Origin of the sequence: Treponema sp. B152 (assembly GCF_024181665.1) — a bacterium.
Lineage (GTDB): Bacteria > Spirochaetota > Spirochaetia > Treponematales > Treponemataceae > Treponema_B > Treponema_B denticola.
The window spans coordinates 1,519,569-1,542,691 of sequence record NZ_CP058668.1 but is presented as its reverse complement, the minus strand read 5'-3'; the positions used below and the strand labels follow the sequence as shown (position 1 = coordinate 1,542,691).

The 23,123-nt window shown below is 39.5% G+C and carries 20 protein-coding genes; 15 read left to right on the top strand and 5 right to left on the bottom strand.

The genetic code is table 11. The features are described 5' to 3' along the window. Positions 1-4: 4 nt before the first annotated feature. On the bottom strand, positions 5-943 hold the full coding sequence (locus HYB91_RS07165; protein ID WP_002671643.1) for a metal ABC transporter solute-binding protein, Zn/Mn family: 939 nt from the start codon (positions 941-943) through the stop codon (positions 5-7). A 145-nt stretch (positions 944-1,088) separates the two neighbouring features. Between HYB91_RS07165 and HYB91_RS07160 the strand changes: the two genes are divergently transcribed. From HYB91_RS07160 to HYB91_RS07145, 4 genes are read left to right on the top strand one after another with little or no spacing between them, the layout of a single operon-like run. Further along, entirely contained in the window at positions 1,089-2,357 is a 1,269-nt protein-coding gene (locus tag HYB91_RS07160; RefSeq protein WP_002677724.1) for a YncE family protein, read from the top strand. Between the two features lie 41 nt (positions 2,358-2,398). Continuing rightward, entirely contained in the window at positions 2,399-2,926 is a 528-nt protein-coding gene (locus HYB91_RS07155) for a pentapeptide repeat-containing protein (protein ID WP_002677726.1), read from the top strand. Continuing rightward, positions 2,923-3,510 (top strand): MBL fold metallo-hydrolase, encoded by a 588-nt coding sequence (locus HYB91_RS07150; protein WP_002677728.1) that lies wholly within the window; start codon positions 2,923-2,925, stop codon positions 3,508-3,510. The genes HYB91_RS07155 and HYB91_RS07150 overlap by 4 nt, the downstream gene beginning before the upstream one ends. 2 nt (positions 3,511-3,512) lie before the next feature. Further along, a complete protein-coding gene (locus HYB91_RS07145) occupies positions 3,513-3,935 on the top strand; it encodes a hypothetical protein (RefSeq protein WP_002677730.1) in 423 nt (140 codons plus the stop codon). 3 nt (positions 3,936-3,938) lie between these two features. On the opposite strand, the gene HYB91_RS07140 is transcribed toward HYB91_RS07145, so the two are convergent. The 3 genes from HYB91_RS07140 to HYB91_RS07130 form a co-directional block, all read right to left on the bottom strand. Further along, on the bottom strand, positions 3,939-5,666 hold the full coding sequence (locus HYB91_RS07140; protein WP_002677732.1) for a hypothetical protein: 1,728 nt from the start codon (positions 5,664-5,666) through the stop codon (positions 3,939-3,941). Between the two features lie 146 nt (positions 5,667-5,812). Beyond that, positions 5,813-7,909 (bottom strand): formylglycine-generating enzyme family protein, encoded by a 2,097-nt coding sequence (locus HYB91_RS07135; RefSeq protein ID WP_002677734.1) that lies wholly within the window; start codon positions 7,907-7,909, stop codon positions 5,813-5,815. Between the two features lie 180 nt (positions 7,910-8,089). Continuing rightward, entirely contained in the window at positions 8,090-9,775 is a 1,686-nt protein-coding gene (locus tag HYB91_RS07130) for a hypothetical protein (RefSeq protein WP_002677735.1), read from the bottom strand. A gap of 296 nt (positions 9,776-10,071) precedes the next feature. On the opposite strand from HYB91_RS07130, the gene tpiA reads away from it, so the two are divergent. The 11 genes from tpiA (at position 10,072) to HYB91_RS07075 (ending at position 22,073) form a co-directional block, all read left to right on the top strand. Continuing rightward, positions 10,072-10,824, top strand: a complete 753-nt coding sequence (tpiA, locus tag HYB91_RS07125; RefSeq protein WP_002677737.1) for a triose-phosphate isomerase — start codon at positions 10,072-10,074, stop codon at positions 10,822-10,824. Between the two features lie 129 nt (positions 10,825-10,953). Continuing rightward, the gene (locus HYB91_RS07120) at positions 10,954-11,322 is read left to right on the top strand and encodes a hypothetical protein (protein WP_002677739.1); all 369 of its coding nucleotides are present in this window, start codon (positions 10,954-10,956) and stop codon (positions 11,320-11,322) included. 79 nt (positions 11,323-11,401) lie between these two features. Further along, positions 11,402-11,752, top strand: coding sequence for a preprotein translocase subunit SecG (gene secG, locus HYB91_RS07115; protein ID WP_002668509.1), 351 nt, complete (start codon positions 11,402-11,404; stop codon positions 11,750-11,752). A 177-nt stretch (positions 11,753-11,929) separates the two neighbouring features. Continuing rightward, the gene (locus HYB91_RS07110) at positions 11,930-12,871 is read left to right on the top strand and encodes a PhoH family protein (protein WP_002671630.1); all 942 of its coding nucleotides are present in this window, start codon (positions 11,930-11,932) and stop codon (positions 12,869-12,871) included. Beyond that, the gene (locus HYB91_RS07105; protein ID WP_002668515.1) at positions 12,858-15,161 is read left to right on the top strand and encodes an HD family phosphohydrolase; all 2,304 of its coding nucleotides are present in this window, start codon (positions 12,858-12,860) and stop codon (positions 15,159-15,161) included. The genes HYB91_RS07110 and HYB91_RS07105 overlap by 14 nt, the downstream gene beginning before the upstream one ends. Continuing rightward, positions 15,154-15,621: an rRNA maturation RNase YbeY gene (gene ybeY, locus HYB91_RS07100; RefSeq protein WP_002677742.1), complete on the top strand. Its 468-nt coding sequence runs from the start codon at positions 15,154-15,156 to the stop codon at positions 15,619-15,621. Before HYB91_RS07105 ends, ybeY begins: the two co-directional genes overlap by 8 nt. Before the next feature lie 2 nt (positions 15,622-15,623). Then, positions 15,624-16,400 (top strand): hemolysin family protein, encoded by a 777-nt coding sequence (locus HYB91_RS07095; protein ID WP_002677743.1) that lies wholly within the window; start codon positions 15,624-15,626, stop codon positions 16,398-16,400. 108 nt (positions 16,401-16,508) lie between these two features. Next, positions 16,509-16,721: a hypothetical protein gene (locus HYB91_RS07090; RefSeq protein ID WP_044909851.1), complete on the top strand. Its 213-nt coding sequence runs from the start codon at positions 16,509-16,511 to the stop codon at positions 16,719-16,721. A 390-nt stretch (positions 16,722-17,111) separates the two neighbouring features. After that, on the top strand, positions 17,112-18,515 hold the full coding sequence (locus HYB91_RS07085) for a leucine-rich repeat domain-containing protein (protein WP_002677744.1): 1,404 nt from the start codon (positions 17,112-17,114) through the stop codon (positions 18,513-18,515). 458 nt (positions 18,516-18,973) lie between these two features. Next, the gene (locus HYB91_RS07080) at positions 18,974-19,684 is read left to right on the top strand and encodes a DNA-binding domain-containing protein (protein WP_253688464.1); all 711 of its coding nucleotides are present in this window, start codon (positions 18,974-18,976) and stop codon (positions 19,682-19,684) included. Positions 19,685-20,096: 412 nt separating this feature from the next. Continuing rightward, positions 20,097-22,073, top strand: a complete 1,977-nt coding sequence (locus tag HYB91_RS07075; RefSeq protein WP_002677747.1) for a tetratricopeptide repeat protein — start codon at positions 20,097-20,099, stop codon at positions 22,071-22,073. Between the two features lie 55 nt (positions 22,074-22,128). Here the strand turns inward: HYB91_RS07075 and HYB91_RS07070 are convergent, their stop codons facing one another. Then, positions 22,129-23,118 carry a tetratricopeptide repeat protein gene (locus tag HYB91_RS07070; protein WP_002677749.1) on the bottom strand — a complete coding sequence of 330 codons (990 nt, stop codon included), beginning with the start codon at positions 23,116-23,118 and terminating at the stop codon, positions 22,129-22,131. Between the last annotated feature and the right edge of the window lie 5 nt (positions 23,119-23,123).

Below are 23,123 nucleotides of genomic sequence, written 5' to 3'. Positions count from 1 at the left end.
TCTTTTATTTTTTTAAGGCATCTATTATCGTGTTTATATTATGGGTGAGCATTCCTATATATGTTCCTTCGAAGCTTCCTTCATCACCCATAGCATCCGAAAAAAGCTCTCCTCCGATTGAAACATCATAGCCTCTGGCTTTTACGGCCTCCTGCAAGGCTTTTACATTTTTTTCGGGAACCGAGCTTTCAACGAAGATGGCCGGAAGTTTTCTTTTTGTAATAAAATCTGCCAGCTCCTGTACGTCCTTTGCTCCTGCTTCGCTTACAGTACTTATGCCTTGCAGCCCCCTGACTTCAAAGCCGTAGGCTTTGCTGAAATAATTGAAGGCATCATGGGCTGTAACTAAAACCCTTTTTTCTTGCGGAATTTCGGAAGCTCTCTTTTTAATAAACTCATCAAGTTCGTTAAGTCTTGCAAGATAGAATTCATAATTTTCTTTAAAGACTTCTTTTTTTTGCGGAGCAAATTCCGCTAAGGTTTTATATACCGATTCCGTTGCATATTTCCATAGCTTTACATCAAACCAAACATGAGGATCGAATTCGGATTCCTCAAAGGGTAATAAATATTCTTTGGGAATGCTTTCGGCAACTGCTACGGTTTTGCGGGTAGAAGATATTTTTTGCAAAACCTCTCCCATCTTTGCTTCAAGATGAAGCCCGCTGTAAAAAATAATATCGGCTTTTTGAAGTTTTTCCATGTCTCCTGCACTTGCCCTGTAAAGGTGGGGATCTACTCCCGCACCCATAAGAGCTTGCACATTAACTTCATCTCCGCCGACAACTTTGGCTATGTCGGCAACCATGCCTATTGTTGCAGTAATTTTTATCTTACCTGAATCCTTGGCTTCATTCGTTGCTTCTGTTTTAGAACATGAGAAAAACACCGAACTTAATATGGTAAGTCCTGTTAAACATAAGACTATTAATTTTTTTGTCATTTCAAATCTCCTATTTTGATATATCAAAATTATGATTATAATATATAAAAAAATAAAGAAAATGTCAAGCTGAATCCCATTGACAAAGCTTTATAAAACAAGCAAAATAAGGTTTATGAGATTTTCGATTTATTCTCCATTTTTTATGAAAAAGTTTTTGTGTATATTTTGCTTTTTTCTTTCCGCCATGTTGTGTTTTGCAGATTTTGCTTTTGATCTTAATCTTCAGCCGTATAAAAATGCGGAATTCTTTGCTGACGGACTTAAAGTTGAATCTAAACTTATATCTTCCGATAAGACTCTGGGGCATTTGAGTTTTACTCTAAATGATACGACAACTTCACTTGTGATAAAAAAAGAAGGCTTCCGTACTCATAGTTTGGATTTAACATCGATAGAAAATAAAAAAGCCTTTGTTGTTCTTTCTCCCATAGATTCAAAATACGATGTAGTTAAAGTTTTTCCCACGGGAAGGAAACCTAAGAGCGTTACCTTCGTAAACGATAAAACTGTTGCTGTAGCCCTTCTTGACGGTTCTGGGTTTGATTTGATAGATATTGAAACCGGAGAGGCGAAGCGGATTTCTCCTCCAAAAGAATATGCCGAAAAATTCGGCTTTGTAGAATCTCTCGTGCTAAAACATAAAAACGAATTATGGGTCAGCCAAATGCCCACAGCCTCAATTCATATCTTTGATCTTACGTCTTTTGAGTATAAAAGAACTATAAAATCTACAGGTACATGGAGCAAGGTAATGGCTTATAATGCCGGCCTTGATAAGGTCTATTTGAGTAATTGGACCTCACAGGATATAAGCGTTATCGATCCTTCTTCTTATAAAGAAGAAAAAAAGATAAAAACCAAGGCTGTTCCGAGAGGTATGGCATTTTCTCAGGACGGGAAATTTATCTACTGTGCACAATTTGAAGATTCGGCCGGTAATTCTCAATGTAAACTTATAAAAAAATCTTTAGCCGATTATAAAACCGTTTACGAGGGCGGGGTAAAGGGGGCAAAGCGGCACATTGTTACCGACTATGAGCGTAAGCTAATCTACGTTTCGGATATGAGAAATGATATTGTTGAAGTTTATTCTACTGATAAGGATGAGCTTGTTGCAAGTATCAAGGTGTTTTTTAATCCGAATACTATTCAGCTTTCGCCTGATAAAAGCCTTCTCTATGTTTCATGCAGGGGGCCGAATAATCCCGATAAAGGATATTTGTATAAGGGTTATGTCTTCGGCCGTCTCGATATAATCGATACAAAAACCTTTACCCGTATTGAAAGCATTGAAGCCGGTAATCAACCTACAGGCTTGGATGTTTCTCCCGACGGAAAAAAAATAGTTCTATCCGATTTTTTGGATAATAGAATAAGGGTGTACGAACTAAAGTCTTCACTACTTGAATAGGAGTTTTTTTAAGTTTAGAATAAGATAATAAGAAGGAGCTGATGTTTAATTTTGATAAAAAAACTGAATATGAAGATTTTCTCGAACTTTTAAAAAAATCGGATTCTTTGAACAGTTTAAATTTATCCGGTTTGGAATTTGAAGGTTTAGACTTTTCAAAAAAATCTTTTACCGGATGTACTTTTTCAAACAGCAAATTTAAAAACTGTAATTGCAGCAACCTACACCTTAGAATGTGTTTTTTTGATTTTTGCGAAATAGACTCTTGTAATTTTCAAAATTCCGATATTCAGTTTTCTTCATTCGGAGGGGCAAAAATTATCCGCACTGATTTTAAAAATTCCGAGCTTCTGCAAAATAATTTTAACGGAATCAGGGCGGAAGATGTTTCCTTTAACGATTCTGATTTATATAGCTCACGTTTTATGTTTTCGTTTTTAAAAAACGTTTATTTTCAAAACTGTAATCTTAAAAAGACCTTGTTTCTATATTCGAAAGAAGATGGCGTTTCTTATAAGTCATCCAATACACGCGAGGCGGTTTTTACGGAAGGAGATGAATTTGTATGAAAGTTTATCTTCATTTTTCGCCGCAATTTTTTGCAAACACCTATCTTATCGGAAATGAAATTACAAAAGAGGCTGTTATAATTGACCCTGCAAAAATTACCGAAAAGATGATACATCAAATTGAAAAAAACGAATTTAATCTTAAAGCCGTTTTATTGACTCACGATCTTGAACATCCCTATGAAATGGGACTCAATACGATTTTAAAAATTTACAGTCCAAAGGTTTATGCCGGAAGCTGCTTTTCTGAAAATGTAATAATAAATACACTGAGAGGAGACGCCTGCATAGATGTAGCCGGTTATTCTGTAAGATATTTTGCAATTCCTGCACACTCATCATACTCTTACATGTTTCAAATTGAGAATATGGTATTTACCGGAACCTCCTTATCTGCAGGAATGATTGGTCAAACTTCAAATATGTATGCAGAGCGGACTCTACGCAATATTTTAAAAACAAAGCTCATGTGTTTTGAAGATAATCTTATTATCATGCCTTTTTACGGTCCTCCCACTTCCATAGGGGTAGAGCGTAAATACAATGCTTCGTTTTTTCAAGATTTTGAAAATAAACCTTTTTAAGTATGACGGAAACTTGTCTTTTTTTACCCGATAATTTAATGGCCGTTCTCTATGAGGAACAAAAATTGATTCAAAGTCTTGTGTCTTTTCCTTTTCGTAAGACAATTCCTCTTTTTAAAACAAAGAAAAAGTTTGACTGTCTTACAATCTATCCGCCGATTTTGTCAGGCTCTCTAATTGTAAGACCTTGTAATTCTCCCGATTCTTTTGAGGTTAACGGAGGTTTTATCTTAGGTGATGCACGTGAAGAGGCAAAAACAGTATTTTTACAACTTGAGAGCTTAAAGCAAAAAACACGCCTTCCTGTTTTTTCAATTTTGAGCTGCCGCAGCCGGTACTATGCAGATGTTGAATTTGAAGAAGAAAAAAGCGGTCTATGCACATGGAAAATTAAAAATAAGGTTTGGCAAAAGACCGCAAAATAATATTTAATAAGAGATTTTTACGCCTATGTTAAAGTAGTGATTAAACTCTTTTCCGACGGCTTGTTCTCTCCAAGCTTTTAATTGTCTGTTGGCTTCAGCTAAAACATCATCGTTAGATGATGAGTCATTAATACTGCCTGATTTTTTATAAATATGGTTATTCACTCCCGGATTTATATTTGTTTCAAAGGTATAGCCCAGTTTAAACTGCATTAAACCGCCTGATTTTAAAATCGGGAGGTTAATAACTCCTTCTAATCCAAGCTGATTGACATATTGAATTGTCTGCTGGGTTAGGAATGGTGTGGAGTAAAGGAAAGCATGATCTTTCCATGTAGTTTCTCCTCCAGAATCACCTGTTATTGTAGGATGATTAAAAATAGAACCATCAGTTGCATAATTTTTTGTAAGATAATCTTTTAAAATATTGATATCGGTAATACTTTCAGTTGTATTAGCATGGCGGATAAAGGTGTTTGATATATTTATTGCAAGACCTTCTAAAGGCCTAAATTGAGCTTTAACTTTTATTCGGTCGGAGTTTGGAGGAAGATTGCTTCCTAGAGGTTCTCCGTTATGAGTGTAATTTTCATAATTCGGCTTTGCATAATTTGAGTCATGCGTATGAGTATAGCAGTATGGGGCAATGAAGGTGTAGTTTATATCTGCAAAACTAAACCAATGATCCTTGGGCATAGCATAAGAAATACCTAGTTGAGAGGCTATTCTCCATCTGGCACTCTTAAATTTTATTATTTCATTAAAGCCTAAATCATCTGCAAGTAACACAAGGTCAATTTTTAACCCCTGAATCGGTTTTATTCCAAAAGTTAGGCCTAATAAACTATTATCGGGAAATTTATAAATACTTTGGCCTAGGAAAAAAGCTGAAAAAGGGATAAAATATATGGGTTCAAGTCTTTTACCATATGTTATCAAATCTAATATACCTATTGATATCCATGGGAGCGGGCGGAAGCTAAGCGAATGTCCGGCAATAAATTTGCTGGGAAAATAACCTTTTCCGAAATCGTTTGATGCCGATATAGAAGAAAAAATCTGGTTATATGTAAATTTATCTTTATTGATTACAAAAATAAATTGCCCTGCATGGAATGCTTGTTCTCCGATTATAATATTATTTTCATCAAAGGGGCCAAATGAGGCTCGGCTCATACCTGCACTAAAATAGTATTCCGGTGTGCCTATTGCAACTCCTGAATTAAACATAGGTAATAAAGTAAATGAGCCTACTACGCTGTTATCAGGCATTATATCTTTTTTTGAAAATTGAAAGGCCGGCAAAGATTCATCTTTTGGTAATCTGCTTAATAAGCTAAAATTCACATGAGCAGAAGCTGTTAGTATTTCATTCAATGAAAGATTTATTTCCATAAAAGGGGCCAAGGCGAAGTTTTTATTCCCATTAGGAGAACGAATACCGAATTCGGTCATGCCTCCAAAATGGAAGATCTTTCCAAATAAGCGTTGTTTATATTGACCTGCTTTTTTTTTCTGATTTTCAGTTCCTTTTTCTATAACGATGTCTAAGATTCTTTTTATTTCTTGTAATGGGTATGGACGTATTGAAGGGGCATCATTAATAAGCCCGATCCTTTCCCAAATACCTATATCTTCATATATTGGATCGAAGATGTCCACTGCAGCTTGAGAAAAAGCCGATAATCCAAAAAAGATAAACAGTATAACAAAAATTCGTTTTTTCATCATTTACGTTCCTCATTAGTATAACTATAAAGTTATGCGAGTTTACTATAATAGCATGTAAAAAGTCAACATATAAACTTTTATATCACAATTGGGGGCATTGCCGTATGTTTATATAGTTTTTTTACGGTAATATCAATAAAAATGCACTACTCCTGCCATACCAGGCGGAAACCTATAGACTGATATGCTGCACTTGCGGTATCATTCTCCCGCTTTCCGGTCATACATTCGTAGACAGCTTTTTCCGCAGTTTTTGACCAAAAGCCGCCGCGTAAAACGCGTTTGGTATCGGCAGATGACGTGGAACCGGTCGGATCATTTACCGAACCGGAAGATAGTGTTGCCGAATACCTGTCCCAGCACCATTCGGCTACGTTGCCGCTCATATCGTAAATGCCCAATTTGTTCGCCGCTCTTTTTCCGACGTCAGATACACCATTTACGGAATCAGGCTGGTCTACAAAAGCCGAGCCGTTGTAATACTTGTCGAAAACCGCAACTCGTGCCGTCTCTGCACGTAAGGTTTCATAACTCTTATCGGCAGGCAGTGTCATACCTTCAAAACCGATAGGCAGTATTGCTCCGCTTGCCGAATTTACATTGGTTAGATAGACAGTGCCGTATTTTTCTGCATTTATGCTATCTGTGACATCATTGCTACCTTGATAACGAGCGGCAAACTCCCATTCGGCTTCGGTCGGCAAACGGTAGCCTTTTTTTGTCAAATCACACACAATGTAATCATCATCGTCATCACCGATACTTTTTACGATTCCAGTAGTTCGAGAATCAGTGTAGACACATTGCGCGGTGTTTCCGAATTTTGCTTCGGTATATGCATTGCACCATACAACGCAGTCGCGCCAGCTTACACCCGATATAGGTTTGTCACTGTTTGGGGTATTGCCGTTATAATCAAACTCATAGCCCCTATCTTTTGCCCATACGTATATCGTATTCCACAATTCCGCCGTTACTTCGTATTTGCCCATTGTATATTCACTTAAAGTGACGGTGCGGCCCGCAGGGAAAACACCTGTCCATGAAGTACCGGTAATTGCGGGAAACTCACAACCGGGATCTTTACCGACAATGGTTTCACTATTTATCTTTACGCCGTCCGAAGCGGGAACCGGCTTTGCCGCGACATATACAACGGTATCGTCTTCAAAGGTATCGCCGTTAAGCAGTTCGTTTCCACTCGCACCCTTTTTCCATGCAGAAAATACAAACCCCGTATCGTAGCCGGTTATTTTTGCCTTTGCCAAAACCTTGATGTCCTGCCATGGCGTTCCGCTTGTTATATCGGAAATAGTATTATCCGGTTTTATATGAACCTGACTGTCGCCCTTTACCGTTATCGTTATTTTTTCACGTTTAGTTTCGGCGTATATTGTCGTATCTTTTGAAAACGGAAAATTATTTACAAGCGGCCTTTTAACGCCTCCATTATCGCGCATCCATTGTTTTAATTTAAAACCCGGATCATAAGTAATACATGCTTCTACTGCGGTTTTAGTTACAGTATTCCATTTGGTCCCTCTGGGGAATTTCAGCTGCGGCGGATTAGCGGTAATATGGGTACCGGTAATGGTAAGCGTTATATCGACAGGTTTTGTTTCTATAAAGACAGTTGCATCAGCATTAAATGGTGTGATATAGCTGGCATTCAAAACCGTACCCGACGCATTTGTAAGGTGCCAGTTTTTAAGTTCATAATGCGGCTTATATTTTTTGATTTTGGTTTTTGCAAATGATTCGATTTCACCCCACGTTTTGCCCTTATCCACTTCTAATGTAGGAAAATTAGGTGCGGAAGAAATCAATTCGACGTTTTGATCTCCCTTAACCGTTATCGTAATCTTAGGCGTAGGAGGCGTTGAAGTCGGTTTGGTTACAATAAAAACCGTCGTATTCGTATTAAAAAGATATGCATCGGTTAAATTCTGACCTGAGGCATCGGTAAGTTTCCATTTATCGGGTCCGCGTCCTGCCGCATACTGGTCGATTCTGTCCTCCGCTTGAGCCTTTAATTGGTGCCATGTGTTGCCCTTATCCGCCATAAACGTCTTTTCCGCTTTAAGCACAACGTGTTCGTCCCCCGCAACGGTTATCGTTATTTGTGCGGGCGTTGATCCGCCGCCTTGCTGCGGTGAAGACGGTACGGAGCTATTTCCTGCAGGGTTTTTGCAGCTTGCAAATAACAATACTGCCAACAGTATTAGTTTAGTTATATGTTTCATTTTTTTTATTATCTCCACAATTTTAAGGTTAATTCACACAGATTAGTTACAGTAAATAATAGTGAATTTTTTCTAAAATGTCAAGCAAAGGAAAACAACCTTCGTGATAACTCCGGCATAAAAGGATAACCTGTTTAATATGAATGAGGTCTTTTGACCTAGATTTCATAAAATTTTGAATCAACGTATGCTATATTTTAAAGATACCGAAAAGTCAATTGCATTTCCATTAATTTTTCCCGATGCATTTGTCCATGCAAAGCTTCCCCGTGCAAGTAAATTATGCAATATTTGGTATGATCCTGATATTCTGATAGTGTTAAAAAAGATAGGATTACCGCTTGGACTTCTCCAATTAAGCCATTCAGGATGGTTGTTCCCCTTAGCTTCCGGATAATACACACCCGGAGGATTTTCTTTATCTTTATCAAAAAAGTTGTCTTCATTTTCGCCCTTGCACACAAGCCTGTAAGTAAGGGATGCCGAATGTTTTTTTGGATTAACAAGAGAAATCTGGGCTATGGCTGTGATTGTATCAGGCCCATAGGGATTTGAAATCCATGTATATATTTGAGACTTATTATAGTCTAAAATCGAAGAAGATATTTCTTTCCGTTCATGATAATAGCTTATTTTTTTATTTGAAAGAATATTATACCATGGGTTTGCGTAAATGCCTTCAACGGAAGATATGATATAACCTATTTTTGTAGGGTAAACATATTCAAGACCGAAAAGACCTCCTAAAGAATTCGGGGTATAATTTTTTTCGTTTAAGCCCTTGAGCTCTGATGGAGTTTGAAACTGATTCATTCCGAATTGCCCATATATTCTCAATCTTTTTATTGGAACTGCATCTATCGTAATCCCGAATTGGCTTCCTACTGCTCCATTTTCAGATGCCGGTGTAGTTCCGGGCAGATAATCTTCTTTCCATGCGGCATGGCTGTGAAAAATCATTGCAGGGTTTAAAAAGCGCGGATCAAAAAAAGAATTTATTAAAACACCTTCATGAAGTGTTACTGAAATTTGCTTTATTGGTCTAAAGCTTACCTCATGCATAAATAAAAATCTGGTGGGATTTAATTCCAAAACCGTTACGTCCAGTTTTAAGTTTTTTGTGAACACAGTTCCTGAAAAATAATCAAAACGGTCAGCCGTATCTGCTATGAGCATGCTGCCGCCCAAGGTCCTGCCTAAATTTAATGAGCCTCTACCGATATTTATGTTAAAAAAAGAACCTCCTACGGCTATGCCTGCTCTTTTTGGAAAATGAAAATCCATATCTTTGTCTTTTAATGGAATATTTAAAAAAGTATTTGAAAATTTACTTGCTGCAAAATTCTTATTAAGACTTAAATAACAGTAAGTATAAAAATAATTTGAAATTAAAAAATCGAAGGGGATTGCAATAGGATCAGGCATCGCATTATAAGATAAAAATTTATCTATATATGGAGTATATTCGTTTACTTTATGAGCAATTCTTCCCTGAATTGCAAGCTCTCCATTTATATTGAATTTAAGTATTTCTTGTTTAAGAAGATAATTAGGCTGCTCTAAAGTTTTTCTTGTATTTTCATATACCTGTAAGCCTATATTGCTTAAATTTTCTTTATCAATAAGGCTTAATGCTTTATAAAGCTCTGCTGCAGATTGCGGCTTTTTATAGGAAAGAGGAGAAAATCCGTTTTCGATAGCCAAAAAATATATAGCATCATAAATATCCGTATTCTTTTCATAAAAAATTTTTGCATAAGGTATATCATATTCCGATTCATTTTCAGTTGCGAAGGCTGTTTGGACTGTTTTGATTATCAAACATATAACAAGAAAGACAATTATTATATATTTTTTAGATTTCATAAGAACCTCTCATATTCTAGGCATATTACCACAATAAACCATAAAATTCAATTATAGTCTTGACAACGCCGGCATAAAAGGATAACCTGTTTAATATGAATGAGGCCTTTTGGCTTCAATTATAGGAGGTTCGATAAACAGTTCGGCAGGAATTCAGCCTCACTGTTTATCTTCGAGTTTTGTGCTTCGCACAAAACATCGTATCATTTGTATGTAGTTTTGCCTTTGCAAAACTACTTGAAAAAACTTTTTTCGCAAATTTATATTTGCTGCAAAAAGTTTTTATAGGAGGAGAAGTGAAAAAGTTTTACATTGCGGCAAATTGGAAGATGAATATGAATAGGGCTGAAGCCAAGCAGCTTGCAACAGAAATGAAGGCCGGCCTCAAAGACGGAAAAAATAAGTACATGATAGCTCCTTCATTTACTCTTCTGCAAGATGTTGCGTCCGTGCTTAAAGGCTCCAATATCTTGCTGGGTGCTCAAAATATGGGATTGGAAGAAAAGGGCGCTCATACCGGGGAGGTTTCCGTTCTTCAGCTTTTGGATGTAGGGGTTCAAGCCGTAATTTTAGGCCATTCCGAAAGAAGGCATATATACAAGGAAACAGATGATCTTATCAATAAAAAGGTAAAACTTGCATTAAAACACGGTCTTGAAGTTATCCTCTGTGTGGGAGAGCTTCTCGAAGAGCGTGAAGCCGGTCATGCCGAAGCCGTATGCGAAAGGCAGATTAAAAAAGGGCTTACAGAAGTTTCTGCAAAAGATTTGGATAAGGTAACGATTGCTTATGAACCTGTTTGGGCAATAGGAACGGGAAAAAATGCGAGCCCTGAGGATGCTGATGCCATCCATTCTTCAATAAGGAAGACCTTAGCCGTTCTTTACGGAGAAAAGGCTGCTAAAGATATGATAATCCAGTACGGAGGCTCTATGAAACCTGAAAATGCCGCCGGTCTTTTAAAAAAGCCCAATATTGACGGAGGCCTAATAGGCGGAGCCGGTCTTAAAACGGAAACATTTTTGCCTATAGCCTTGTTTTCCGAGTAGACTTTAAACTCTTGATTAAACTTGTTTTCTACTTGAAAAAATGAGAATAAAATGCTAGTATCTTAAGAGCTGTGATAGTTGTTTAGCTTTACAGTATAATGAAATAACTTAAATTGGAGGGTTATTAAGATGAAAAAGAAATTTTTTGCGATTAGTATTATGGCTTTATTAGCTTTGGCTGTTTTTGCCCAAAATGCGGCAAATGTAACAACCAAAACACAGAAAATTGAAATTAAAGACAGACCATCTGCCGTAATGTATTTGACAAAGATGGATGTTCCCGGGTTGGAAAATCAGGTTGAGTTTTACCTTACCTATGAGGAAAATAACGATACCTATAATGAAGCCGACTGCGAAAAAATTATTATGGAATTTATCGCCGAATATAAAAGAACTAATGTTTTTTCAAGATTTGAAGTTGAAGATCTAAAAGCCGCTTCTGTAGGAAAAACAAAGACAACTGTAGTAAAACGAGTTATTTTTAGAAAAGTCCGCTAAAAATTTAATAAGAGCTATTGAAACTTTTCCGTTTTTAGTGTATTCTGTAGGGCGTATTTTTATAATTTGGAGTTAGATTATGGGTGGTTTAGGTATTGCTTTGTTAGTACTTTTTGTCATAATTTGTGCGATTATTATCTTTTTAGTTTTATTACAAAATGAAGAAGGCGATAGTTTGGGCGGCCTTTTTTCAGGCGGAAGCAACTCGGCCTTCGGCTCAAAGTCGAGCAACGTATTAACAAGAGCTACTTATGTTGTTGTTGCCCTGTTTTTTGTAACGACCTTTTTATTGGCCCTTATTACAAAAACCCCATCGGATTCAGGTTTATCCGAAGAGGCAATGAAAAAACAAACCGAAACGTCAACCGACTGGTGGAAAAGCGACGACGGTACGGATAGCGGCACTGAAACCAAAAAAGACGGTGAGTAGTTTAAAAGAGATACCGATAAATCCGGTATCTCTTTTTTTTTTGTGCGAATTTATGTATTTTATACCTAATTTTATGTAGTTTATACCTAATATTGAAAGAAAAAGTATTAAATAAGGCCTAAAGGCCTTGACTGAACTGCTTTTTTCCATTTAAAATAGACTACTAGAGGTTTATATTTGGAAGACGCATATACAATAGTGTTAAAAGATGAACAAGTGCTTTCCGCTCTTTGCGGTACCAATGACAGAAATTTGGGCTTTCTTGAGCAATATCTTGGGGTTCCTGTCGTTTGCCGCGGTAATGAGGTAAGTGTTTTAAGTGCCGATGATGAGATTTGCAAAAAATTTCAGCATGTTGTTGATAAGGCAGTAAATTCATCGGAAATCAAGTCCGAAAATTCATCGGAATATATCGAATCTCTTATATCTACCATAAATGTTTCCGATGAGCAGGACCTTTCTTCAGGCTGTATCCATATTCCGAGGGGAACACGTTCCGTATACCCCAAAAATCCTCATCAGCTTGAATTCATCTCTTCTATCCGTAATAACGATATAAGTTTCGGCCTTGGTGCTGCCGGTACGGGAAAAACCTATCTGGCTGTTGCATGCGCCCTTCAAATGCTTATGTCGCGCCAAATGCGTAAGATTGTTTTTACAAGACCTGTTGTAGAGGCCGGCGAGAGTTTAGGTTTTTTACCGGGAGACCTCGTTCAAAAGATTACTCCCTATTTGAGACCTCTTTATGATTCTATAGAGCTCTTAATGCCTTTTGAGCTTATACGCCAAATGGAGGAGTCCAATATGGTTGAGGTGGCTCCCTTGGCCTATATGAGGGGCAGAACCCTGCATAACGCCGTTGTAATTTTGGACGAAGCTCAAAATACTACCAAAGAGCAAATGAAGATGTTTTTGACGAGAATGGGAGAGGGTTCCAAGCTCATTATAACGGGAGACCCTTCACAATCCGATATTTCATCGTCAAAAAATTCCGGTTTGGTACATGCTGCAAATCTTTTATCGAAAATTCGAGGGATCGGTATCGTCCGGTTTTCTCCGGAAGATGTTGTACGCCATTCTCTCGTTCAAAAAATAATTAAAGCCTATGATAAAGAATAAAAAAGAGAGTAAATTTAAACAAAAAATATCTTTTCTCAGTGTGATATTTAAAAGAAATAAGGCCTTTGTTACAGCGGTTGCGGTAAGCTTTTTGGTTTTGGCTGTAATGATTTATCTCAATGCTTATGAAAATTCGGGATTTTCCAAATTGACTATTTCCGATTTTGAAGTCGGAATGGTTTCCGACAGGGATGTAATATCAAACCGTAATATTGAGGTGATTGATGAAAAAGCTACAGAAATAAGAAGAGTTGCAGCTAAACATTCCGTCAGGGCGGTTTTTTATAAGGATGACTCGGTTTCGGAAAAAATGATAAGAGAGTACTCCGAATTTGCGAGTTATATAATAGGTCTAAAAGATTCGGCAAAGAGTTTTACGGCTTTTAAATTTATGGTTATGGAAAAATATCCCGTTCTTCTTTCAGAAAATGATTTGGAAAGCATATATAAGGCTGTTGATTTTTATGAGATTACCTCTGTTTCGCTCAATATGTTAAAACAGCTTTTCGATATAGGCATAATAGAGATGCCTCTTACAGGCCTTGGAGAATTAAATGATGCCGAAATAAGTCTAAGGACAAGCCAAGACCAAAAGCTGTCGTCTACAAACGTATTTCTTGCGAACCTTGTTTTATTTTATAATGTGAGAGATAGGATTAAAACTTTCCTTTCCGATGTAAAAAAGTCAAAACTTGAATCCTATGTGTTGAGTATTGTGCTTCCATTTGCCCAGCCTAATATTTTATTTGATACCGAAGAAACCGAAAAAAGAGTAGATGAGGCCTTAAAAAAGGTTACTCCTGTAAAAATAAATATAGAAAAAAATCAAAAGATTATAAAAAGAGGATTTATAATATCTGAAGATGCCTATACACGTTTAAAAGCCTACGCAGGGGACGGAAGATACATAGATTTTAGCCAGATTGCTGCTGCTCTAATTTTTTTAACCTTATCTGTTATAATCAGCCTATTTTTGTTTTCTAAAAAAATTATCGGGGAAAGTTTGGATGTTAAATTCAATCTGCTTATTTTAATCTCCTTTGATTTGATATATATTTTAATTCTTTTTCTTTCAAGGCTTTCGATATTTGCATATCCTCTTGATATTGTTCCCATATTGCCGGTTACTTTTTTGACCATGCTTATCGCGGCTTTAATTTCAAGAAAAATTTCCGTATTTGCCGTTTTTGTTTTTTCTCTTGCCGTTTTCGGTGCAACAGGTTTTAAAATTCAGCCGGCCATGTTTGCTATCCTTTCAGGTCTTGCCGGAGCCGGTATGGTAAATATTAAGGGCCGAAGGATGGATCTGATTAAGACTGCCTTAGGTTTAATCTTGGTGCAGCCTATAATTTTACTCTGTATGTTTGCTATTTTCCCGGGCTCTGCAAGCGATAAATCGGTGCTTTTATTGAGCACTGCGGGGAGCGGGTTTATAAGCGGTATTTTGGTTTTGGGCTTTTTGCCGATTTTAGAAACCTTGATGAATGTTCCTACAAGTTTTAGACTGATGGAACTGTCCGACCTTAATTCTCCAATTATGAAAAAAATGCTCATAACGGTTGCGGGAACTTATAATCATTCGATGATGGTTGCTTCCTTGGCCGAAAGTGCATGCCGTGAGATAGGAGCAAATTCGATTTTAGCCCGTGTAGGAGCTTATTATCACGATATAGGAAAGATGGAGCAGGGCGAATACTTTGTAGAAAATCAGACAAATTATAATAAGCACATGGATATAAATCCCCGCCTTTCGGCTACGGTAATAAGAAGTCATGTAAAAATAGGTATTGAAAAAGCAAAGCAATTACGGCTTCCTCAGCCGGTTATAGATATAATCTCCGAGCATCACGGAAACAGCTGTATATCCTATTTTTATGCAAAGGCAAAAGAACTTGATCCCAATGTAGATATCGAAGATTTTTGTTATCCCGGAATACCTCCGCGCTCAAAAGAATCTGCTGTTGTCATGCTGGCCGATATAGTTGAGGCTGCATGCCGTACCTTGGAAAAACCTTCGGTTCCACGTCTGGAAAAATTTATAGATGAGCTTGTTTCCGGAAAGATAAAGTCAGGTCAGCTTGATAACTCTGAGCTTACTTTCCGCGAAGTCAGAATAATCAAGGCCGCTTTCGTAAAAATTTTAGCCGGTTACTATCATTCCAGAATAGAATATCCGAATCAAAAGAATGTTGATGATGATGAGGGAACAAAGCCGCAGAATAAAAACGGTCAAAAACTAGAGGTTGAAGCTTCTCAGGTACAGCCTCAAAAGGAAAATCATAATGTCTAATTCGATTAGTGTGTCATTTAATGATGAACCTCCGGGGTCTATAGACCCCGTAAGAGTTGAAAATTTTATATCTGAAGTCCTAAAAGATTTAAACTTGAAAAATTGGGATATCTCCTTGTTGTTTTGTGATGATGCTTTTATTCAAAACCTTAATAAACAATACAGGGATATCGATTCGCCGACAGATGTCCTTTCTTTTGAACAGGGTGACGAATATTTTGACGAGGCCGGTGAAACAAGGTTTATGGCCGGAGACATAGTTATAAGCCTTGACAGTCTCCGCTTTAATGCCGAAGAATTTAACGTAGACATAAATGAAGAGCTAAAAAGACTGATTGTGCACGGTATTTTGCATTTGAACGGAATGGATCATTCGGATAATTCTCCGGAACAAGAAATGCTTAAATTTCAAGAAGAATTGCTTATGCAATATAAAAATATGGAAATTTATCGGGTATAGTTATGGGTATAATAGACTTATTTAAAAAGAAGGGTAATGTAAACAATATTCTAAAAGAAGGATTAAACGAGGAAAAAAGGGATATGATCCGCGGCGTTGTCGACTTATCCGATACGGCTGTAAAAGAGGTTATGATTCCGCGTATAGATGTTGATTTTTTAGCCCTTGATACGCCTAGCGATGAAATTTTAGACAGGATATCGGAAAGCGGCCACTCCCGTTTTCCCGTATATGATGAGTCAATCGATAATGTTATAGGTATTCTTTATGTTAAGGATATAATAAAACTTTTGACAAAGAATCAAAAAATTGAGCTTGATAAGATAGTGCGCCGAGCATTTTTTGTTCCTGAATCAAAAAGAATTGACGCTCTTTTAGCCGAATTTAAAAGACGCCATGTTCATATTGCCGTTGCTGTTGATGAATACGGCGGTGTTTCAGGCATTGTATGTATGGAAGACATCATAGAAGAGATTGTAGGCGATATACAGGATGAATTTGACAATGAGGGTGAGGATATTACCGAAATCGCCCCGGGTGTCTGGCTTTGCGATGCCCGTGTCGATCTGGACGACCTTGCCGAAACCATCAAAAGCGATGACTTACCTGTAGACGAGTTTGAAACCTTGGGAGGTTTTGTGTTCGATCTTTTCGGAAAAATACCTGCCAAATATGAAAAAACAGCTTGGAATGATTTTGACTTTATTGTTCAGGATATGGACGGACATAAGGTTAAGACCGTTAAAATTGTTAAAAATAAAAACTCTTTTGAGAACTAGTATAGGTGCATTGTTTCTACGCTCCTGCTGGGGTTAAATTAAAAAAAATCCTAAAAATCTCCCCCAAAAACTTGAAACCATCACAAAACCGTGCTATACTGTATATTGATGATAGATAAACGCACCGACAGAAGCTACAAACATTCTCACAAAAAAAGTGCAAAAAGTTTTGCAAAAGGACTTGACAAAGCCGAAACGCACCTCATAATTTTTAGCGACAAGCGACAAGCGACAAGCGACAAGCGACAAGCGACAAGCGACAAGCGACAAGCGACAAGCGACAAGCAACAAGCAACAAGCAACAAGCAACAAGCGGCATAAGCGCGCAATCTGCCCGCGTAAATTTTCACACACAACAGTACAATTTTACTCAAAACAACCTTGGTTTAGTAAAGGGGGCTGCGTCCCCCTTAAACCCCCGACTTTTTGTAGAGGGAAAGAGAGACACTTGTCAGACGCAAGTTTCCCTCTTTCCCCCTACGGCCCCCTATCTCCTTTTCAACGCTGCCAAAGGGGACACCCCTTTGGAAACCCCATCCGTAAACAGAAAGGCATACAAACAAAGATTTCCAAAGAGCTGCGGCGGTATGAAAATCGGACATCCTGTCCGATTTTCAATCCGAGTTTGCTCCGCAAACTCGCATACAGTTGGCAGTGACCGCACATCCTGTGCGGTGGCTATATTTCAAATATTTTATAGGAGGAATTACTATGAAAACATGTAATTCAAAGATAAAGGCACATGCCTTTTTGGGAGCCGCTTTTATGCTGCTCATCGCACTTATGTTTACCGCCTGCAAACAGCCGGCGAGTGCCGAGAAGCCCGAGCCGCCAGCCCCGCCTGCACCGCCCAAACACGCCGTCACTTTCAGCGTAGAAGGCACGCCGCCTAACGGCACGCTGAAAGCGATACTCGGCACAAGCGAAATCACTTCAGGCGACAAGGTTGAAGAGGGCAAATGGGTAATATTTACTGCCAAAGCCGACGAAGGCTATCGCGTAAAAGAGTGGAAAGTGGACGGCAACGCCATTTTAGGCCACAAGTCAAACACCTACGCCTGCAACGTAACAAAGCCGGCCGCCATTACGGTGAGCTTTGAGCCCTACTCTGTCAAACTCACCTTGAGCCCCGGTAAGTTCACCGTAAAAGTGAAGGCAAAGACAAAAGACGGCTCTGCAATGAAGGTGGAAGGCTGCACCGTAACAGAACTTACAAGCGATGTGGAAACCACACTCACCGCAATAGGTACAAAGGTTACCCTCATAGGAAACATCACCGAGCTTGACTGTAGGGGTGAAGAAACGCCAGGAGGTAACAGACCGCTCATCGCCCTTGACACCTCAGGCTGTACCGCCTTGCAAAAGCTTGACTGCCGGTTCAATTTTATTACCGAGCTTGACGTGCAAGGTCTCACTGCATTGCAAGAGCTTTACTGCAACAGCAATATGCTCACCGTCCTTGATGTGCGGGGCAGCACCGCATTGCAAAAACTGGACTGCAAGACCAATCAGCTTACCGCCCTTAACGTGTCAGACTGCACTGCTTTGAAAGAGCTTATCTGCAACAGCAATGAGCTTAGTACCCTTGACGCCTCAGGCTTAACCTCTTTGCAAGAGCTTAACTGCTCCAGAAATCAGCTTACCGCCCTTGATGTGTCAGGCTTAAAGGCATTGCAAGAGCTTTACTGTAACAGCAATAAGATTACCGCCCTTGACGTGCACGGCTTAACCAAATTGCAAAAGCTGAAGTGCGGAGGTAATCAGCTTACCGCCCTCGACGTGCAGGGCTTAACCGCCTTGCAAGAGCTTGACTGTGCAAGCAATCAGCTTCCTGCCCTTGACGTGCAAGGTTGCACCGCTTTGAAAAAGCTGGAATGCTGGAAGAATAAGCTTAATGCCGATGCCTTCACAAAGCTCCTTAACGATTTGCCGATACGTGAGACAAGCGACAGTGCAACGGCTGTACTTTATATGAAAGGAACAAACGTTACCGAAGGCAACTGCACAGACTTCAGCCAGCCTGAAAGCCTTAAAAAAGCCTTTGACAATGCGAAAGACGCAAAGCACTGGAAGATGCAAAAAGTAAATGGCGTTTTTGTACCGAGCGACATTTAAGAGAACAAGCCGCGGCGAACAGGATGTCAGGTTAGTAAATGTACGTCCTTGTATATTTACTAACCGCGAGTTTTAGGCTTACCGCCTAAAACATCGTACGCTTAAACCACCGCACGTCCTGTGCGGCGTACATTAGGTCTTACGGATTGAGACCCGTCAATCCAAATTAGGGGAGGAACGGCACTTTTTCGGATAAAAGTTCCTTTCCTCCCCTATGACCCCACCTTTCTTCAAAAGAACCGCTTAGGGGCTCTGCCCCTAAGAACCCCGCCTATAAACGGGGTTTCCAAAGGGGTGTCCCCTTTGGCAGACGGAAAAGGAAGGAGGGGTTTGGGGAGGAAGGTTCTGCCAGCGGAGCTTCGAGGAAAACCTGTTCTGTCGGGGTGTCCTTCCTCCCCAAAAACAGTTGGGGGTCTAAGGGGATACCTCCCCTTAAAAAACATTTTTAGGAGGAAGCTATGCTGAAATACTCGCTTCGCGAAAACTTACTCACCCCTGCGCCGGACGACTACATGGCGCAGGCGCAGGACGTGCGCTCGTACACCCTTGACGAGATTATCGACCTTATGATGGACAAGGGCACCACCATTACGCGTGCAGACGTAGCCGCCACGCTGCAAGTCTACGGCGAAGTCTGCGCAAGCCTTATCAAAGACGGTTCGGCGCTCAACACGCCTTTATTCAACACCGCTTTGACTATTGCGGGCGTATTCAACGGGGCAAACGACGCCTTCGACAAAAAACGGCACACGGTCAACTTGAACATGACCGCAGGTACGCTCCTTCGCGACGCTGTAACCAAGGTCAAATGCGAAAAGACCGAAGCCGCCGGCACCGACCCCTACATAACCGAAGTTGCCGACATCGTTTCCGGCAAGACGAACGAAGTGCTGACCAAAGGCGGCATTGTACAAATTACCGGAAGCCGCCTCAAGTTCGACGCCAAAGACGCCTCTCAAGGCATCTTCTTCGTCCCCGAAACGGGAAACCCCGTCCGTGCCTCCGTCATCGCCGAAAACAAACCTGCCCGCCTTATGGCCATCATTCCCGCAGATTTGGCGGCAGGAACGTATTACATCGAGGTACGAACGAAGATAATCGGTTCATCGCAAAAAAGCAAAACCCTTAAAACGGGCAAATTTGATAAACCGCTCACTCCGGCCGCATAACAACGGCTCTACGGCAGGCAAAGCCCCTCGTCTACGACAGCCGTAGAGCATAGTCTACGACAGCCGTAGAGCATAGTCTACGACAGCCGTAGAGCATAGTCTACGACAGCCGTAGAGCATAACCTACGCCGGCCGTAGTGCATAGTCTATGTCAGTCGTAGTGCATAGCCCGAGCCGGCCGAATTACAAATTACACATTACAAATTAACAATTGAATCGACCGCCCCCCAGCCGGACAAAACTCCGACTTCGAGGGCGGTTTTTTTGTATGCAGGTGTTTCTTACAAACTTTTGCTCATAACAGGCTTTACAAAACCGGCCTCGATTATCTCGTAATCATCGGTATAAGTTTATTGCAACAATACCGAAAATATGATATGATATGACTATTCTTTTTACGGGAGGGGAATGTATGAAAAAGCTTTTTTTCGGATTTATGTTTATTTCTTTATTGTCGGCCTATTTATTCTGCAACCCTGCAGATTTATATCAAAAGGGTGCGGAATATCAGGCTAATGAAGATTGGTACGGGGCTATTGAAATGTACCAATCCGCTTTAAAGGAAAACCCTTCCTATAATTTGGTATATCAGGGCTTAGCCGAATGCTTTTATGCTCTTGACGAATATGACCAAGCCTTATCCTTTGTAGAGTCAGCCCGAAAATATAAAAAAGATGATCCCGATTTGCAAAACCTCCACGGTTTTATTTTGGTCGGCCTTGGAAAGATAGATGCGGCAAAGACCCTTTTTAATGGGGTTTTAAAAAAATATCCCAACAATCCCGAAGCCCGTTTCGGCTTGGCTGAAATAGAGGTTTCCCAAGGGAAGCTCTATCTTGCTTCCGAGATGTATAAGCAAAACCTTCAGCGTCAGGGCGAAAACAGAAAGGCTCTTCTTTCTTTAGCCCTCGTAAGCTATGAGGCCGGAAATGTTAAGCAGGCCGAAGATTACATAAACAGAGCCTTAAAATACCATGGAGATAATCCTCAGGTTCATTATTTTGCAGCCTATTTACATTCCCTTGACGGAAAACTTGAAGAGGCCGAAGGGCGTATTTATTCGGCTCTTAAATTAAAAGAAGATTATGATGAGGCCTATGCCCTGCTTGCATCAGTCTTATATGCACAAAAGCGTTACGAAGAAGTTATAAAGATTTCCGATATGAGGATTTCAAAAAAAAGAGACAGGGCAGATGCTTGGTACTTAAAAACTTTGAGTTTAAGGCAGCTTGCAAGATACGGTGAGGCCATAAATGCTGCTAAGGTAGGGCTTTCCTTGGATGCCGACGATGAAATAATGCGCTGCCTTTTAGAAGAGCTTGCCATAGAAAATTTGAATTTTGAAGATTCTTTCCGTATGGAGCTTTCAAAATATCACGCACAAAAAGCTCTCGGATTTTTCCGCCGAAATATGACTGAGCAAGCCCTCTATGAGTACAGGCGAACTTTGAAGATATATCCTTATGATGTTGAAAGCAGAGAGGCCTATGCCAGTATTTTGCTCCGTCTCGGTTACCCCGAAAGATATTTGGAACAAATGCTCTTTATTCAGTCCATAGTAAAGAGCAATACAAAGGTAAATGATGCAGTTGAAGCTTATGAAAAACATCTTTTAAGTTCCATTCAATCAAAGTGGCGTATAGATCCCCTTTATTTGGATAAGGCCCACATATCCATAGGTTTATTTTATGCCATGGAAAGCTCAAATGTTTTACATCCTGAAGCCGAGCGTATAACTCAAATTCTTACCTCGGATATTTTTTCTTATAATCCCGGAATAAAAATAACTTCTTATTCGGATAAGCCTGCAACTTATAGGGAGGCTTCGAAAAAATCGCGTACGGCGAATGAAGACTATTTCGGCATTATAAAACTTAAAGAGAATAGAAGGGATATTCAAATCATATTGGAACTTTATGTTTCGCGAACCGGTTCTCCGGCAAAAACATTTACCGTTTACCGTTCAGGTAATGACCGTTTTTCGAACGGCATAAGGCGGCTTTCTTCAATGCTCAATGAGGCAATGCCCATAGTAGGCAAGCTTATAAACCGCTATCAAAATGAGGCCGTTATCGACATAGGAAAACATGATTCGGATTTTAAGGATTTAAAAATTGCCGTTATACGCAAGGACCGCTTGGTTATCGAAAAAGAAGGCCTGGGCATAGTCTTTGATCCATCCGATCTCTTAGGTTATTTTGAACCTTCAAAGTCGGAGGAAAATTTGTCCGAGGGAATTTTAAAGAGAAACGGTTACTATGATAGAATGAATGCCGGCGATTCGGTAATTCTTGTTAGCGAAAATACAAAAGAAAAAGCTGCGGAAGATTATACGAATTCCTATCAAAAAAATTCTTTATTGCTTTTACTCCTTAGGAAAATTCGCTAGCGGAAATTCGCCGGCGAAGAATTAATTCAATTCGCCGGCGAAGAACTGAACTAATTCAATTCGCTAGCTCTACAAGACAATAATGCGCCCATTCTTTTGCCTGAGACGGATACAGGTCTTGGGCAGTTAAAAATTCCAATAGGGCCTTGTCATAGAGGTTTTGAAAAAAGAGGGTCTGTCCTATATAAAAATGCGTTCTCGCGGAAACTCTGGAGGTCCTGCGTATTCTTAAAAAATTGTTCAGCTCAACATTACATTTTTGCCAGTTTTTTGTATAAAAATAATCGTTTAGAATTCGTTGTAATTCCATGCCCTCACCGCCGTCAGGAGTTCTTTTGTCATCAGGAAAGACATAGGGCTCCAGTCTTTGCGAAGAAATAATAAATTCTCTGAAATCCCTTTTTTCCGCCGTAAGAGCGTTTATAAGGGTTTCGGTTTGAGATGAAAAGAATTCCGTTCTTTTTTTTATTTGCTTTGCAGGATTTAAAAAAGGCAGAGGAATAGGGCGGTTTTGTACTGCAACATTTTTTTTCTCTTGTTCTTCAGGAGAAGCGAAAACTTCTACAGGGCTGTTGATTGTATTTATTCCGTTTATAAATTGAATTTTGCCTGAAGCGATTTCGTTTTCTTCGGCAATGGCATAATAATAGGGAATTCCGGGAATAGGGTAGTCAAAAAAGGGAAGTCCGTCATCGGTTATATTTGCAATAGGGACGGCTTCGGCAAGAGAGCTTATTGATGAAAAGCCCGTTGTCGATCTGTAAAGAATTAAGTTTCTCCCCTCAGGTTTTGCTTTCCAGCTGATCATTACAGACCTTTCTCTTGTGAGAATCGAAAATGAGAGAAAGGCAAAGTCCTCATTTTTTTGCAGCTCTTGAGGATTTTCCGCGAATTCTATCTTTTCCGAACCTGTTTTATCGGGCTTTACCTCCGGCAAAACTTGTGATAGTTCATTTTCGCCGATAAGACTTTCATCGGTAAAAGCGGCTTGTTCTGTAAAGTAAAAAGATACAACAAATAAAAATATAATAAATCCTTTCTTCATATCTT